This is a genomic window from Brevundimonas sp. P7753, assembly GCF_013386595.1.
Taxonomy (GTDB): domain Bacteria; phylum Pseudomonadota; class Alphaproteobacteria; order Caulobacterales; family Caulobacteraceae; genus Brevundimonas; species Brevundimonas bullata.
Map to the genome: position 1 here is coordinate 39,576 of NZ_JACARP010000033.1, position 14,266 is coordinate 53,841.

Annotated in this window: 15 protein-coding genes; 5 read left to right on the plus strand and 10 right to left on the minus strand. The window is 68.4% G+C overall.

All coding sequences use genetic code 11. The features are described from left to right. Positions 1–38: 38 nt before the first annotated feature. From HX774_RS07795 to rdgB, 7 genes are all read right to left on the minus strand, one after another. Positions 39–725, minus strand: a complete 687-nt coding sequence (locus HX774_RS07795) for a hypothetical protein (RefSeq protein ID WP_218650321.1) — start codon at positions 723–725, stop codon at positions 39–41. A gap of 26 nt (positions 726–751) precedes the next feature. Next, entirely contained in the window at positions 752–1,702 is a 951-nt protein-coding gene (gene gshB / locus HX774_RS07800) for a glutathione synthase (protein ID WP_178825719.1), read from the minus strand. 217 nt (positions 1,703–1,919) lie between these two features. Then, a complete protein-coding gene (locus tag HX774_RS07805) occupies positions 1,920–2,732 on the minus strand; it encodes a SirB1 family protein (RefSeq protein ID WP_114817083.1) in 813 nt (270 codons plus the stop codon). Beyond that, a complete protein-coding gene (locus HX774_RS07810) occupies positions 2,729–3,157 on the minus strand; it encodes a YraN family protein (RefSeq protein ID WP_178825721.1) in 429 nt (142 codons plus the stop codon). Before HX774_RS07810 ends, HX774_RS07805 begins: the two co-directional genes overlap by 4 nt. Further along, positions 3,154–4,026, minus strand: coding sequence for a 16S rRNA (cytidine(1402)-2'-O)-methyltransferase (gene rsmI, locus HX774_RS07815; protein WP_178825723.1), 873 nt, complete (start codon positions 4,024–4,026; stop codon positions 3,154–3,156). Before rsmI ends, HX774_RS07810 begins: the two co-directional genes overlap by 4 nt. A gap of 46 nt (positions 4,027–4,072) precedes the next feature. Continuing rightward, positions 4,073–5,215, minus strand: coding sequence for a radical SAM family heme chaperone HemW (hemW, locus tag HX774_RS07820; protein WP_255500228.1), 1,143 nt, complete (start codon positions 5,213–5,215; stop codon positions 4,073–4,075). Between the two features lie 164 nt (positions 5,216–5,379). Beyond that, a complete protein-coding gene (gene rdgB, locus HX774_RS07825) occupies positions 5,380–5,982 on the minus strand; it encodes an RdgB/HAM1 family non-canonical purine NTP pyrophosphatase (RefSeq protein ID WP_178825728.1) in 603 nt (200 codons plus the stop codon). Positions 5,983–6,428: 446 nt separating this feature from the next. On the opposite strand from rdgB, the gene HX774_RS07830 reads away from it, so the two are divergent. The 3 genes from HX774_RS07830 to HX774_RS07840 all read left to right on the plus strand — a co-directional run bounded on the left by HX774_RS07830 (position 6,429) and on the right by HX774_RS07840 (position 7,898). Next, positions 6,429–7,022: a DUF2975 domain-containing protein gene (locus tag HX774_RS07830; RefSeq protein WP_114817078.1), complete on the plus strand. Its 594-nt coding sequence runs from the start codon at positions 6,429–6,431 to the stop codon at positions 7,020–7,022. A gap of 23 nt (positions 7,023–7,045) precedes the next feature. Further along, entirely contained in the window at positions 7,046–7,294 is a 249-nt protein-coding gene (locus tag HX774_RS07835; protein ID WP_178825730.1) for a helix-turn-helix transcriptional regulator, read from the plus strand. Positions 7,295–7,364: 70 nt separating this feature from the next. Beyond that, entirely contained in the window at positions 7,365–7,898 is a 534-nt protein-coding gene (locus HX774_RS07840) for a Smr/MutS family protein (protein WP_370523376.1), read from the plus strand. A 168-nt stretch (positions 7,899–8,066) separates the two neighbouring features. Here HX774_RS07840 and ccmB read toward each other — a convergent pair whose 3' ends face one another. Beyond that, positions 8,067–8,732 (minus strand): heme exporter protein CcmB, encoded by a 666-nt coding sequence (ccmB, locus tag HX774_RS07845; RefSeq protein ID WP_178825734.1) that lies wholly within the window; start codon positions 8,730–8,732, stop codon positions 8,067–8,069. After that, on the minus strand, positions 8,729–9,373 hold the full coding sequence (gene ccmA / locus HX774_RS07850; RefSeq protein WP_178825835.1) for a heme ABC exporter ATP-binding protein CcmA: 645 nt from the start codon (positions 9,371–9,373) through the stop codon (positions 8,729–8,731). The genes ccmB and ccmA overlap by 4 nt, the downstream gene beginning before the upstream one ends. A gap of 197 nt (positions 9,374–9,570) precedes the next feature. On the opposite strand from ccmA, the gene acnA reads away from it, so the two are divergent. After that, a complete protein-coding gene (acnA, locus tag HX774_RS07855; protein ID WP_178825736.1) occupies positions 9,571–12,276 on the plus strand; it encodes an aconitate hydratase AcnA in 2,706 nt (901 codons plus the stop codon). Between the two features lie 403 nt (positions 12,277–12,679). Beyond that, positions 12,680–13,135, plus strand: a complete 456-nt coding sequence (locus HX774_RS07860; protein ID WP_178825737.1) for a hypothetical protein — start codon at positions 12,680–12,682, stop codon at positions 13,133–13,135. 155 nt (positions 13,136–13,290) lie between these two features. Here HX774_RS07860 and HX774_RS07865 read toward each other — a convergent pair whose 3' ends face one another. Further along, positions 13,291–14,178, minus strand: a complete 888-nt coding sequence (locus HX774_RS07865) for a hydrogen peroxide-inducible genes activator (RefSeq protein WP_114817071.1) — start codon at positions 14,176–14,178, stop codon at positions 13,291–13,293. Positions 14,179–14,266 lie beyond the last annotated feature (88 nt).

Genomic DNA, 14,266 nt, shown 5'->3' on the forward strand with positions numbered 1-14,266 from the left:
CTCAATCAAACTGCAAGAGCGCTGTTCTTTAAGTTAGATCAGGGCAGATCGGCCTCGGGCGCCAGGGTGTGGATCACGTCGCCCGCAGCGTTCAGGAACTGAATGGCGCCGAAGCCCTCCTCCGTCACCGTCATGCGCACGCGCGGCTTGTCGTTCCTGTCGGACAGGGCGACGGCGGGCGTGCCGTCGGCGGCGACCGACAGGCGCATCCGGGTCGGCGTCTGCACGCCCGGCACCAGGGCGTCGCCCAGACCCGGCTCGCGGATTAGCGGCGGGGCCTGGTTGATGACGAAGCTGACCGCGCCGTCGGGCGAGACGCGCCAGCCGATGGCGTCCATGGCCGGGTGATCCAGGGCCAGCACCGCCATGCCGCCGTCCACGTCGGCGGTGCCGAAGCCGCCGCGCTCGCTGCCCTTGTCGTCATAGAGGATCAGGCCGGCGACGTTGAAGGCGCGCTTGTACTGGATGCCGTCGATGATCGGCGCGGGCGTGGCGCCCGAGAGGGTCATGCGGATGGTCCCGTCGGCGTCGACGATGTCGATGCGGCGGGCGGTGATGCGGTCGTGATCCGGAGCCTCGACGCGCGTCTGCGGCGTGCGCGTCTCGATGATCCGCTCCAGCACCTCCAGCGAGGGGCGCTTCGGCGCGACGTCCTGGGCCGTCGCGGGCGCGGCGGTCAGCAGCATCAGGACGGCCAGCGCCGCCATCGTCGTCGTTCTTGTCATGGGTCCCCTCCCGTTATGAGCGCGCCTCAGCAGGCGTCGCGCTTCTTGCGCTCGATCACGTCCCACATCAGGGCCGTCGCATCGACGCCGTTGAATTGCAGCATCTGCTGGGCGCCGGTGGGGGAGGTGACGTTGATCTCGGTCAGATAGTCGCCGATCACGTCGATGCCGACGAAGATCAGGCCGCGCTCCTTCAGGTAGGGGCCGATGGCGGCGCAGATTTCCAGGTCGCGCGGGGTCAGTTCGACCGGCGCCGCCGTGCCGCCGACGCGCAGGTTGGAGCGCACCTGATCCTTGGCCGGGATGCGGTTGATGGCGCCGACCGGCTCGCCGTCGACCAGGATGATGCGCTTGTCGCCCTTGGACACGGCGGGGATGAATTTCTGGATCACCAGGGGATCGCGCGACCCGGCGGCGTGGATCTCGATCAGGGCTTCCAGATTGGGATCGTCGGCCTTTAAGCGCACCACGCCCGAACCGGCGGCGCCGTGCAGGGGCTTGAGCACCACGTCGCCGTGGCGGCGGTGGAAATCGACCAGGGCGACCGGGTCCGAGGACACCAGGGTCGGCGGCTGTAGGCCGGGGAAGAGGGTGGCGATCAGCTTCTCGGGTGCCGAGCGCACCTCGGCCGGGTTGTTGACCACCAGGGTCTTGGGATGCACCCGCTCCAGCAGATAGGTGGCGGTGACATAGGCCATGTCGAAGGGCGGGTCCTGACGCATCAGGATGACGTCGACATCCTCGGCCAGGTCGAGGACGACCTCGGGGCCGAAGTCGGCGTGCTCGCCCTGGACCGTGTTCACCGTCACCGGACGGGCGCGGCAGAACAGGCGGCCCTCGTCCAGCGCCAGGGTGCGGAAGTCGTAGATCCACAGCTTGTGGCCGCGCGCCTGACCGGACAGCGCCATCAGGAAGGTGGTGTCGGACTCGACGTTCACCGCCTCGAGCGGGTCCATCTGGATGGCGACGTTCAGCATGGAGGTCCTTTCACGCGTCTGAGCTTTGCAGATGCGCGGCGAGGAGCCCAGACGCAAGGGCGTGCGCCGCTCTTTACCATCGCCTTGCCTTTTCAGCGTCATCCTCGGGCTTGACCCGAGGATCGGGCCGTCCGTCTGCGCGACGCCAGGCAAATCGAGCCCGCCACATCACTCGATCCTCGGGTCAAGCCCGAGGATGACGGCGGAGCGAGCGGAGCTAGTTCAACCGCATCCGCACCCGGTCCATGCTGGCGCGATGGGCGTCGGCGGGGCCGTCGACGGCGCGGGCGCGCGACAGGGCCTCCAGCGCGCCGGTCAGGGCCCCCTGCTTTTCGCGCGCGGCGGCGACGTCCAGCCAGGGACGGTGATCCTCGGGGTCCAGCAGGGCGCGGCGCAGGGCCGAGCGTTCGGCGCCGTCGTAATCCTCGATCAGCAGGGCGCGGGCGAACAAGACGTTCTGCAACCGGATCAGGGCCTTGCGGTCGCTGACCGGCGCCATCAGCAGGTCCAGACGGTCGGCCACGTGCGGCGTCAGACCGGCCAGCAGGGCGCGCCGCGTCAGTTCACTGGGCAGGACCAGACGCCCTTGGCTAAAGGGGTCCAGCGCTACCGGCCCCTCGGGCGTCTCGACGCGCAAGAGGACGTGGCCGGGGAAGTCCACCGCCGCCGCCTTCAGCCCCGCCCGGCGCGCGGCGTCGAGATAGAAGACCACCAGGGCCGCCGACAGGCCGCGACGCCGTTCGGCCACGTCGATGACGTCGGTGTTGCCGGGATGGTCGTAGTTCAGCAGGTCGCCGTTCAGCCGCAGGTCCGAGGCCATGGTCTCGGCCAGGGCGTCGTCGGGGCCTTCGTTGGCGGCGCGCTCCTTGACCCTCTGGGCGGCCTGATCGGCCAGCAGGCGGACCGGCTCGGGATCGCGGAAGGGATAGTCGTGAATGGCGCAGGCGATGGCGCATTCGAGCAGCGGAAAGCCGTCGTCCTCGGCGGTTCCCGCCTGGGCCAGAATGATCTCGGCTTCGTCGCGCGTCACGCGATGTCCGTTCCTGTGGTCGTCACCCCGCGAAGATGACGCGGAAATCGTCCGGGAGCCAGCGCCACCATATCAATCCGCAGGTTCAGGCCCTGAAGCGAGGGCCGGCTGCGGGCCAGCGCCTGACCGGCGGCGGCCAATCGAGCGTGCTGTTCCGGCCCCAGCGACAGGATGGCGGCCTCGATCGTGCGCCGCCGCTTGACCTCGACCACCGCCAGGATGCGGCCGCGCCGGGCCAGGATGTCGATCTCGCCGCCGCGCCCTTTCAGGCGAAAGGCCAGGATCTGATAGCCCCTGAGCATCAGCCATAGAGCGGCGATCCATTCGGCGGCGTGGCCCTCGCGGTGCGACCGTCCGCCCAGCGCCTGACGCCAGCCTGCTTTCGGGCGACGCGGCGACGGGGAGGGCCGCAGGCGGGGCTTCACCGGCCCTGCATTTCCAACGCCCGCTTGTAGAGGGGCTTGCGGGGCAGGTTCAGCGCCCTGGACACCTCGGCGGCGGCTTCGCCGGGCGGCAGGCGGGTCATGGCCTCGGTCAGGGCCGCATCGGCGTCAGCGGCGCTAGCGACCTCGGCCTCGCCCGGCCCGATGACGACGACGATCTCGCCCTTGGGCGCATCGCAGCGCGGGTCGGCGGCCAGTTCAGCCAGGGTGCCGCGCACGGCCTCCTCATAGAGCTTGGTCAGTTCCCGGGTCACGGCGGCGGGGCGGTCGCCCAGCACCTCGGCCATGTCGGTCAGGCTGTCCTTCAAGCGCGGGCCGCTTTCGAAGAAGACGAGGGTCTGACGCCCGGTGCGCAGCTCCTCCAGCATGGTCTTTCGCGCCCCCGACTTGGGCGGCAGGAAGCCGGCGAACAGGACCCGGTCAGCGGGTTGCCCAGCCAGGCACAGCGCGGCCAGCAGGCTAGAGGCGCCGGGAATGGGATGGACAGGCAGGCCCTCAGCGATGACCGCACGGGCCACGACGTAGCCGGGGTCCGACACCAGAGGCGTGCCGGCGTCCGAGACCAGGGCCACGACCTCGCCCGCCTTCAGCCGCTCGACGGCGATCTCGGCGGCGCGGGCCGAGGCATGGTCGTCGCAGCGTTCCAGCTTGGCGCGCAGGCCATAGGCGGTCAGCAGCTTGGCGGTGACGCGGGTGTCCTCGGCCAGAACCAGGTCGGCGGCGGCCAGAACATCCAGCGCCCGCAGCGTCATGTCGCGCAGGTTGCCGATGGGCGTGGCCACCAGATAGAGGCCGGGCGCGACAGAGCGCGCGGGCGGGGCGGTCGGCGGGAAAAGGGAGGCGTCTGACATCGGCGTGACCCTGCCAGCCCCGGCCCTTCGGGTCTAGGTCGGGCGCCTAGGTCAGCAGGGCTTTCAGCACGGCGTCGAGCAGGGGCCGTCCTCGCGCCGTGGCGGCGACGCGACCGGCTTGGGACGTAAGGAAGCCGTCGGCGATCAGCTCGGCCAGCGGCCCGGTCGTCTCCGACAGGCCGAGCGTGTGGAGCAGCGTCAGCGGCACGCCCTCGACGGTGCGCAGGCCCAGCAGGACGAGTTCCTCTGCGGCGCCCGGCGCATCCAGCGTCTCGCGCTCGGCCCAGGGCGCGCCCTTGGCGACGCCCGCGACATAGTCGGCGATGCGGCGATGGGCGACGGTGGCGGTGCGCTCGCCCTCGAGCGTCAGTCGTCCGTGGGCGCCGGGACCGAGACCCAGATAGTCGCCGCCGCGCCAGACGTGCAGGTTGTGGCTGGACCGCGCCGCCACGTCGCGGGCGTGATTGGACACCTCATAGGCCTCGAACCCGGCGCCCTCGAGCACCTCTTGCGTGGCTTCATAGAGGGACGCCGCCAGATCCTCGTCGGGCGGGGTCAGGGTTCCGCGCGCGAAGGCCCGACCGAAGGCCGTCGTCGGCTCAATGGTCAGTTGATAAGGCGAGACGTGCTCGAAGCCGAGGTCCAGCGCCGTGGTCAACTCTGCCGTCCAGTCGGCTACGGATTGCCCGGGACGGGCGTAGATCAGGTCAATGGACAGGCGCGGGAAGGCCTCGCCCGCCGTCTGAACCGCGCGCCGGGCCTCCGCCGCCGAGTGGTCGCGGCCAAGGAAGGTCAGGGCGGCGTCATCGAAGGACTGCACCCCCATGGACAGGCGGTTGATCCCGGCCTCCGCCAGGGCGACGTAGCGGCCCGCCTCGGCGTCGGTGGGGTTGGCCTCCAGCGTGATCTCTATGTCGCCCGCCGGTGGAAACAGCGCCTTGGCCCGCGCGATCACCGCCGCCACGGCCTCGGGCGGCATCAGGGACGGGGTGCCGCCGCCGAAGAAGATCGAGACCAGACGGCGCGGGCCGACCAGCAGGCTTTGCGCCTCCATGTCCGCCAGGATGGCTTGGACCAGCCCGGCCTGCTCCTCGACCCGGCCTCGGTCGCGCACGACGTTGAAGTCGCAATAGGGACAGATGCGGGCGCAGTAGGGCCAGTGAACGTAGAGGGCGAGGGCGTCGCTCAATCCTCCATTCTCCCCTCGGGGGAGAAGGTGGGCGGCGGAGCCGCTCGGATGAGGGGGCGGGTTGGGCATCTTGGGCCTTCGTAGCAGAGAAAGCCGACGTCCCCCTCATCCGTCTGCCTTCGGCAGCCACCTTCTCCCCCGGAGGGGAGAAGGGCCGTATTCAGTCAGTCAATCAGCGCCGCCTTGAGCCGGGCGAAGGCGCGGGCGCGGTGGCTGATGGCGTCCTTCTCGGCGTCTTCCATCTCGGCGAAGGTCTTGTCCGAGCCCTCGGGCCGGAAGATGGGATCATAGCCGTGCCCGCCGTCGCCGCGCGGCGGGAAGACCAGGTCGCCGTCGATGCGGCCCTCGACCACCACGCAGGGACCGTCGGGCCAGGCCACAGCCAGGGCAGAGGTGAACCAGGCGCGACGATCCGTGGAACCGACTTCCTCCAGCCGCTCCTCGACCTTCTTCATGGCCAGGGCGAAGTCCTTGCCCGGTCCGGCCCAGCGCGCCGAGAAGATGCCGGGCGCCCCGTCGAGCGCCGCAACCGACAGGCCGGAGTCGTCGGCCAGCGAGACCTCGCCCGAGGCCTCGGCCGCGTGGCGGGCCTTCAGCATGGCGTTGCCGACGAAGGTGCTCTCGGTCTCGTCCGGTTCGGGCAGGTTGAGGCTGCCGGCCGTGACGATCCTGTAATTTCCGTCCAGCAGCGCTTCGATCTCGCGCGCCTTGCCCGGGTTGTGGGTCGCGGCCACCAGCCGCATCCCCTTGATCAGCTTGAGATTCATGCGGTCACCTTAGTCCCGTCCGATGCATTGCGGAAGTTTAACATCGTTAAACGATATGTAACGTGCTTTTCGACGGGGTCGCCCCTATCTTAAATCTCAAGAACGGGGGTCGCACCGTTCAAACGGAGCGAAAACAACGCAACGTTCACCCAGCGACACCACGGAAACGCACGAAAATCGTGCAACCACGGAGAGATACGATGCAAGCGATGAAAACCTCGATCTGGATGGACCGCGTCGGCCACGGCTTCTTCAACGCCCTTCTGCTGGCCGCCCTGCCGACCGCCGCCGTCGCCCTTCTGATCCAGAGCCTGTGATCCAAGGCTGGATCACATTGGGGGCTTTGACGATCAGCATGAACACCGCGAAGAATAGCGCCGCGTGAGGGTCTGCCGGACCCCGCGCGGCGATCGCGCCCTGAACCACCCGGCCCGAGACCTGACTTCATGCGCCTCCCGAAACTGCCAGCCATCGGGATAAGAGCGCCGCGCCTGCCAGGCGCCAACCTCAAGACTCTGGGCCCAGGTTCCGTCTCCAGCCTGCTGAAGATCGCGCTGGACGTCGCCTATGTCCTTCTGGCCCTGATCACCGGCGTGCTGCTGCTGCTGTGGGTCGCCTCCATCTTCATTCCCATCGACAACCTGAACGTGACCGTCAGCGACGGCGCCGATGGTCGTCAGATGCCGTTGACCCGCCCCCTGCTGCTGTTCGGCGTCGGGGCCATCACCGCCTATTTCGGCGGCTTCCTGATGATCCTGCGGGGTCTGCGAAAGATATTCCGCACCCTGACCCTGGGCGATCCCTTCCAGCCCGACAATGTCCGCCGCCTGCGCCAGATCGGCCTGATCCTGGCCATCGTGACCGGCGGCGTCTGGGTGGCGCAGGGCCTGGTCGCCGCCCGCCTGGCTCCCGGCGTCATGGAGCCGCAGGGGATCAGCGACCTGCTCACCCCCGTCTTCTCCATCCTGGTCGTCTTCGTCCTGGCGGAGGTCTTCCGCGAAGGCGCGCGCCTGCGTCGCGAATCCGAACTGACGATCTGATCTGGAAACCTTAAGCTGACCCCATGGCCATCCGCGTCCAACTTGACCGCATCCTCGCCGAACGACGCATGTCGCTGACGGAGCTCGCCGACCGCGTCGGCGTGACCGTGGCCAATCTGTCGATCCTCAAGACCGGCAAGGCGCGCGCCGTGCGCTTCTCGACCCTGGACGCCCTGTGCCGCGAGCTTGACTGCCAGCCGGGCGACCTGCTGGCGCACGAACCTGGACCTGGCTCCGACATGGGCGCCCCCTTCGACGACGCCGGGGACTGAGGTGGCGCGAAAAGGCCCGCCTGCCTCTTCCGACGACGACAAACGCATCTGGGCCCGCGTGACCGGGACCGTGACCCCGCCTGCGCGCCGCAAAGCCGCCCGCGTCACCCCCGGCGCCGTCCTGCCTGATCCTGACACGGCGCCCTTGCAGGCCTCGGCGGCGGCCAAGCCCGCACGCGGCGTCGCGGGCAAGAAGCGTATTGCGCCCGATCAGACGCCGACTTTCGAGGCGCTCGGGATCACGACCCCGGCCAAATCGACGCCCAGCCGCGCACGGCCCACGCCCGAAGAGCTGGAGCCGCGCCGCCAGCGCCGCCTGTCGCGCGAACGCGATCCGATCGAGGCCCGCATCGACCTGCACGGCTTCGGTCGCTTCGAGGCCGAAGATCAGTTGCGCGGCTTCCTGATGGGCTGTCAGGCACGCGGCCTGCGCTCGGTTCTGGTCATCACGGGTCAGGGACGACGCGGCGGCGGCGTGATCCGCAGTTCGGTGCATGACTGGCTGACCGGACCGCATCTGCGCGGCGTGGTGTCCGGCTTCGCCTTCGCCCACCGGCGTCACGGCGGCGACGGGGCCCTCTACGTCACGCTGAAGCCGCGCTAACCCCGACCCCCGCTGGCTTGTTGTTCGTCATCCCGGACGGCCGTCAGGCCGATCCGGGACCCAGACGGCGGCTCTGGACGGTTCGGCTCCCGCATGGCGTGCGACCGCCTGGGTCCCGGATCTTCGGCTCGCCAGCGAGCCTGCGTCCGGGATGACGGAGGGAGATATCTAGCCCTGGGCGTTGCGGATCGCCGCCGCGCCGGCGACCGGGGCGATGACCACCGCGAACAGGACATAGGCGCTCAGCAAGGCCAGGGCCGACAGCGGATCGCCGCCGTCCGCCGCCCGCGTCAGGGCGCCCGCGCCGAACACCACCGGCGGAATGAACAGCGGCAAGACCACCACGGCGATCAGCAGCCCCCCGCGCCTGGCCCCGAGCGCCAGCGCCGCGCCGAGCGCCCCGGTAAAGGCGAAGCCCAGCCCGCCGATGGCCGCCGCCAGCGCCGTCAGACCGATCAAATGGGCCGGTTGGCCCAGGGCCAGGGCCGCGACCGGGGCCGCGAGCGCCAGCGGCAGGCCCGTGGCCAGCCATTGCGCCACAGCCTTGATCGCCACCGTCGCCTCCAGCGGCAGGGGGCCGAGCGCCAAGAGGTCCAGAGCGCCGTCTTCCAGATCGCGCTCGAACAGGCGCTCCAGCGACAGCAGCGAGGCCAGGGCCAGAGCCATCCAGCTGGCGCCCGAGGCCGCCGGGGCCAGGACGCGCGGATCGCCGCCCGCCGCCAGGGGCAGGATGGCGGTCAGGCACAGCATGAAGCCGCACGCCAGCAGAGGCCCGCCGCCGCCGCCCCAAGCCAGCGACAGCTCGCGGCCGAACAGGACGCGGACGGCCCTCAAGACAGGCCTCCGAGATCGAGATTGCGCGCCGCGACGGGCAGGGGGTCGTGCACCGCCGCCAGGATCATGCCGCCCGTGGCCAGATGGGCCGCCATCAGCTCGGCCGCGACGCCGCGCCAGCGCTCGTCCAGCGGGGCCAGGGGTTCGTCCAGCAGCCACAGGGCGCGCGGGGCCGCGATCAGCCGCGCCAGCGACAGACGCCGCTTCTGCCCCGCCGACAGCTTCCTCGTCTCCAGATCCAGCAGGGGCGTCAGCGCCAGCCGTGTGACCGCCGCATCCCGCGCCGGAATATTTCCGCCCAGCCACGCCGTCTGAAAGTCGAACTCCTGACGCGCCGTCCGCGTCGGCTTCAGGCCTTCGAGGTGGCCCAACAGATGGACGCCCTCGCGTCGCGCGGTCTCGGGCTCCAGCGCCTCGCCGTCCAAGCCGGGTCCGGCATTTGGGCCGCCGGAAAATGTGATCGCGCCCGCATCGGGCCGGATAAAGCCCGCCACGGCCCGCAGCAGACTGGTCTTGCCCGCCCCGTTGGCCCCGGTCAGAGCCACGGCCTCGCCCGCCGAAAGCCGCAACGACAGGCCCTGGAACAGGACGCGCTCGCCGCGCGACAGGCTCAGGGACTGGATGTCGACCGCCTTCAGCATGGCCCCGCCGATTTGCGAACCTCTCTCAATGTCCACGAGGACGTTGTGGATACATGGACGGCTCCCGCGCACAGGACTATACGCGCAAGCGCCGCAGCAGGCTTTCGCCGCGCGCGCCTGGGACCTGTGCGCCCCGGCGTCCAGCGCGCGAAGGCGCAACCGAATTGTCGGGCGGCGTTTGTCAGAGGACCCTCTCCATGCCGTCGATTGACAGCCTCAAGACCCGTCAGGACCTTTCGGTCGGGCGCAAGAAGTACGCCTATTACAGCCTTCCCGCCGCCGAGGAAGCCGGTCTGGCCGGGATTTCCCGTCTGCCGCGCTCGATGAAGGTGCTTCTCGAGAACCTGCTGCGCAACGAAGACGGCGTCTCGGTCACGGAAGACGACCTGAAGGCCGTCGCCGCCTGGATCGAGAACAAGGGCGCCGTCGAGCACGAGATCGCCTTCCGTCCGGCCCGCGTCCTGATGCAGGACTTCACCGGCGTGCCCGCCGTCGTCGACCTGGCCGCGATGCGCGACGCCATGGCCAAGCTGGGCGCCGACGCCGCCAAGATCAATCCGCTGGTCCCCGTCGACCTGGTCATCGACCACTCGGTCATGGTCGACCACTTCGGCAACGCCAAGGCCTTCGGCCAGAACGTCGAGCGCGAGTATGAGCGCAATATCGAGCGCTACAACTTCCTGCGCTGGGGTTCGTCGGCCTTCAACAACTTCCGCGTCGTGCCCCCCGGCACCGGCATCTGCCACCAGGTGAACCTGGAAAACCTGGCCCAGACCGTCTGGACCCTGACCGAGGGCAAGACGACCGTCGCCTATCCCGACACCGTCGTCGGCACCGACAGCCACACCACCATGATCAACGGCCTGGCCGTCCTGGGCTGGGGCGTCGGCGGCATCGAGGCCGAAGCCGCCATGCTGGGCCAGCCGATCCCCATGCTGATTCCGGAAGTCATCGGCTTCAAGCTGTCGGGCAAGATGCCGGAAGGCGCCACCGCGACCGACCTGGTCCTGACCGTCACCCAGATGCTCCGCAAAAAGGGCGTGGTCGGCAAGTTCGTCGAATTCTTCGGTCCCGCCATCGCCGGCATGACCATCGAGGACCAGGCCACCATCGCCAACATGGCCCCGGAATACGGCGCCACCTGCGGCTTCTTCCCGGTCAGCCAAGCCACCATCGACTATCTGACGGCCACGGGCCGCGACAAGGCGCGCGTCGCCCTGGTCGAAGCCTATGCCAAGGCTCAAGGGTTGTGGATCGACGAAACCTCGGAAGACCCCGTCTTCACCGACGTTCTGGAACTGGACATCTCGACGGTCGTGCCGTCGCTGGCCGGTCCCAAGCGTCCGCAGGACCGCGTTGAACTGACCACCGCCGCCCCGGCCTTCGAAACCGCCCTGACCGACGTCTTCGGTCGCGTGAACGACGCCGGCCGCGTGGCCGTCGAAGGCCAGAAGTTCACCGTCGGCGACGGCGACGTGGTCATCGCCGCCATCACCTCCTGCACCAACACCTCGAACCCGTCGGTCCTGATCGCCGCCGGTCTGGTGGCGCGCAAGGCCCATGCCCTGGGCATGAAGGTCAAGCCCTGGGTCAAGACCTCGCTGGCCCCCGGCTCGCAGGTCGTCACCGACTATCTGACCGACGCCGGCCTCCAGAAGGATCTGGACGCCATGGGCTTCAACCTGGTCGGCTATGGCTGCACCACCTGCATCGGCAACTCGGGCCCGCTGGACCCGGCCATCTCGAAGGCGATCAACGACAACGGCCTGGTCGCGATCTCGGTCCTGTCGGGCAACCGCAACTTCGAAGGCCGCGTGAACCCCGACGTCCAGGCCAACTACCTGGCCTCGCCGCCGCTGGTCGTGGCCTACGCCATCGCCGGTTCGATGCGCATCGACATCACCAAGGACCCGATCGGTCAGGACAAGAAGGGCAATGACGTCTTCCTGAAGGACGTGTGGCCGACCTCGCAAGAGATCGCCGACATCCAGAAGAAGTCCGTCACCCCGGCCATGTTCGCCAAGCGCTACAAGGACGTCTTCAAGGGCGACAAGCACTGGCAGGCCATCAAGGTCACGGGCGGTCAGACCTATGATTGGGACGACAAGTCGACCTACGTCGCCAACCCGCCCTACTTCGAGGGTCTGTCGATGGAGCCTTCGGCGGTCACCGACATCGTCGAGGCCCGCATCCTGGGCATCTTCGGCGACTCGATCACCACCGACCACATCAGCCCGGCCGGTTCGATCAAGAAGGCCTCGCCCGCCGGCGTCTATCTGACCAACCACGGCGTCGACGCCCTGGACTTCAACAGCTACGGCGCCCGCCGCGGCAACCACGAAGTCATGATGCGCGGCACCTTCGCCAACATCCGCATCCGCAACAAGATCACCCCGGACATCGAGGGCGGCGTCACCAAGCACTTCCCCTCGGAAGACACGATGTCGATCTATGACGCGGCCATGCGTTACCAGTCGGAAGGCCGTCCTCTGGTCGTCTTCGCCGGCAAGGAATACGGCACCGGCTCGTCGCGCGACTGGGCGGCCAAGGGCACGCGTCTGCTGGGCGTTCGCGCCGTCATCGCCGAAAGCTACGAGCGTATTCACCGCTCGAACCTGGTCGGCATGGGCGTGGTTCCGCTGCAGTTCAAGCAGGACGGCTGGGCCAAGCTGGGCCTGACCGGCGAAGAGATCGTCACCATCCGTGGCCTGACCGACGCCAACATCGGCAAGCTGAAGCCGCGTCAGGACCTGTGGGTCGAGATGTTCCGTCCGTCGGACGGCAAGATGGCTCGCTTCCCGGTCCGCTGCCGCATCGATAACCAGACCGAGCTGGACTACTTTAAGGCCGGCGGCGTCATGCCCTACGTCCTGCGCAACCTGGCGCGCGGCGAGGCTGAATAGGTCTCAGGCAGTCGTCTGAAATGAGAAGGCCGGCGGAGCGATCCGCCGGCCTTTTTGTTTAGTGGGCAGGTCGAAGTCTATTCAGTCCGCGATGGTGGAAGCGGACAGTAGGTCCCGTCAACACTCAGGACATCGCCCTGCAACCGCTCCCAAACCCCCGCCCAAGTTTATGTAAGGAAACCTTTGCCGTTAAGATGGGCAGTCAATGAGGAGATGCTAAGATGTTCGAGCATTGGGGATAGGCTGAATGGATTGCTGCGATTTCGGTTTTCTGGCTGTTGCTGGATATCCATAAACGCGCGAGCGTTGCCATGGACACGGTGCTGCGGATTGAGCGGAGGCTAAATGAACGGCATCGACAGGATGTTTGGGAAGAATGATCTTCGCGACGTCTGGTTTCTAAATGCGTGAAGCACGGCAACCGATAAACGGTCTGGCTGCGTCAGCGGTGGAGTATTTCAGGGACGTTGCGTGCCCAGCTATCTCTGAATCTATTTTCGACCCTGGTTCTAAATCGAAAGCGCTGGCCGCTTGTATTCTGGCCCATCACATTGCCGATTGGGCAAGTGAAGTTGCTGCATGGGAAGAGATGAGGGCGGACTGCCCTTATAGTGAGGCATTGAGAGAGATCGCGCTCGGAGCCAAGCACTTCCAGGTCAAAAACGTCGAAGTGATCAGAGCGGCTGCAACCGATGGATTACGCACGCGTGGATATGGAACCGGACCTTACGGGCGCGGACCTTACGGGCCAGCCATCCATACGATGGCAAAGCGGTGTCCAACAGCGGATCTCGAATGGACCCATGTCGGCGAGATGCTCAAGCTTGTTCGAACTTGGTGGGCAGACAAACTCGCATGACTGCGGGTCGATAGCCGTCTGCGCGACGGCGGCAAGGCCGAGTGCGCCGCTGCCTCCGATCCTCGGGTCAAGCCCGAGGATGACGGCGGGGGAGGGGGCAGAGCGACGGAGGGCCTGGCGGCCTAAGGGCCGCGGCGCCTCGCCGTCCGAGCGCGTCAGTCCAGCTTGAGGGCTTCGGCGAGGAGGCGGGCTTCGGCGGCGCGGCTGGAGCCGGCGCGCCAGGCGACGACGATCTCGCGGCGGGGGGCGTCGGCGGAGATGGGGCGGACGACGACGCCGGGGTTGTCGGCCAGCCCTGCGGTCACGGCCATCTGCGGCAGGAAGCTGACGCCCAGGCCGGCGGACACCATCTGGACCAGGGTGTGCAGGGAGGTGGCGGCGAAGACGTCCTCGCCGCGCGGGGCCTCGATGTTGACGGCGGCCAGAGCCTGATCACGCAGGCAGTGGCCGTCCTCCAGCAGGATCAGGTCGTCAGACTTCAGCATCCCCTCGGGGATGGGGCCCAGACCCGCCAGGGGGTGGCCGACCGGGGCGGCGGCCAGAATCTCGTCGTCGCCGATGCGGGCGTGGTCGATGCCCGGCGCCTCATAGGGCAGGGCGATGACGGCGGCGTCTAGTTGCCCCGCCTTCAGCCCGGCGATCAGGCGCGGGGTCAGGTCCTCGCGGATGAAAAGCCGCAGGGCCGGGTATTGCTCGCGCAGGCCGGGCAGGGCGCGGGGCAGAAGGAAGGGGGCGACGGTGGGGATGATGCCGAGGCGGAAGCGGCCCGACAGGGGCTTGCCCGCGTTTTTCGCCGCCTCGACGAGGTCCTCGGTGCGGGCCAGAACGTCTTCGGCGCGCTTGACCGCCTCGGCGCCGACGGCGGTCAGTTGCACCGCGCCGCGCGTGCGCTCGACCACGGGCGCGCCCAGGATCTTCTCCAGTTCCTGCACCCCCGCCGACAGGGCCGGCTGGCTGACGTGCGCCGCCTCGGCGGCGCGGCTGAACGAGGCGTGTTCGGCCAGGAGCTTGAGATAGTGGAGCTGTCGCAGAGTGGGGAGCATCCGCCCCACATAGGCGCGCTCTATCGTGTTTTCAAAGACAATCGAAACCATTGATGAAGAAAGGCGCCGCGAGCCCGCCGGGCTGCGG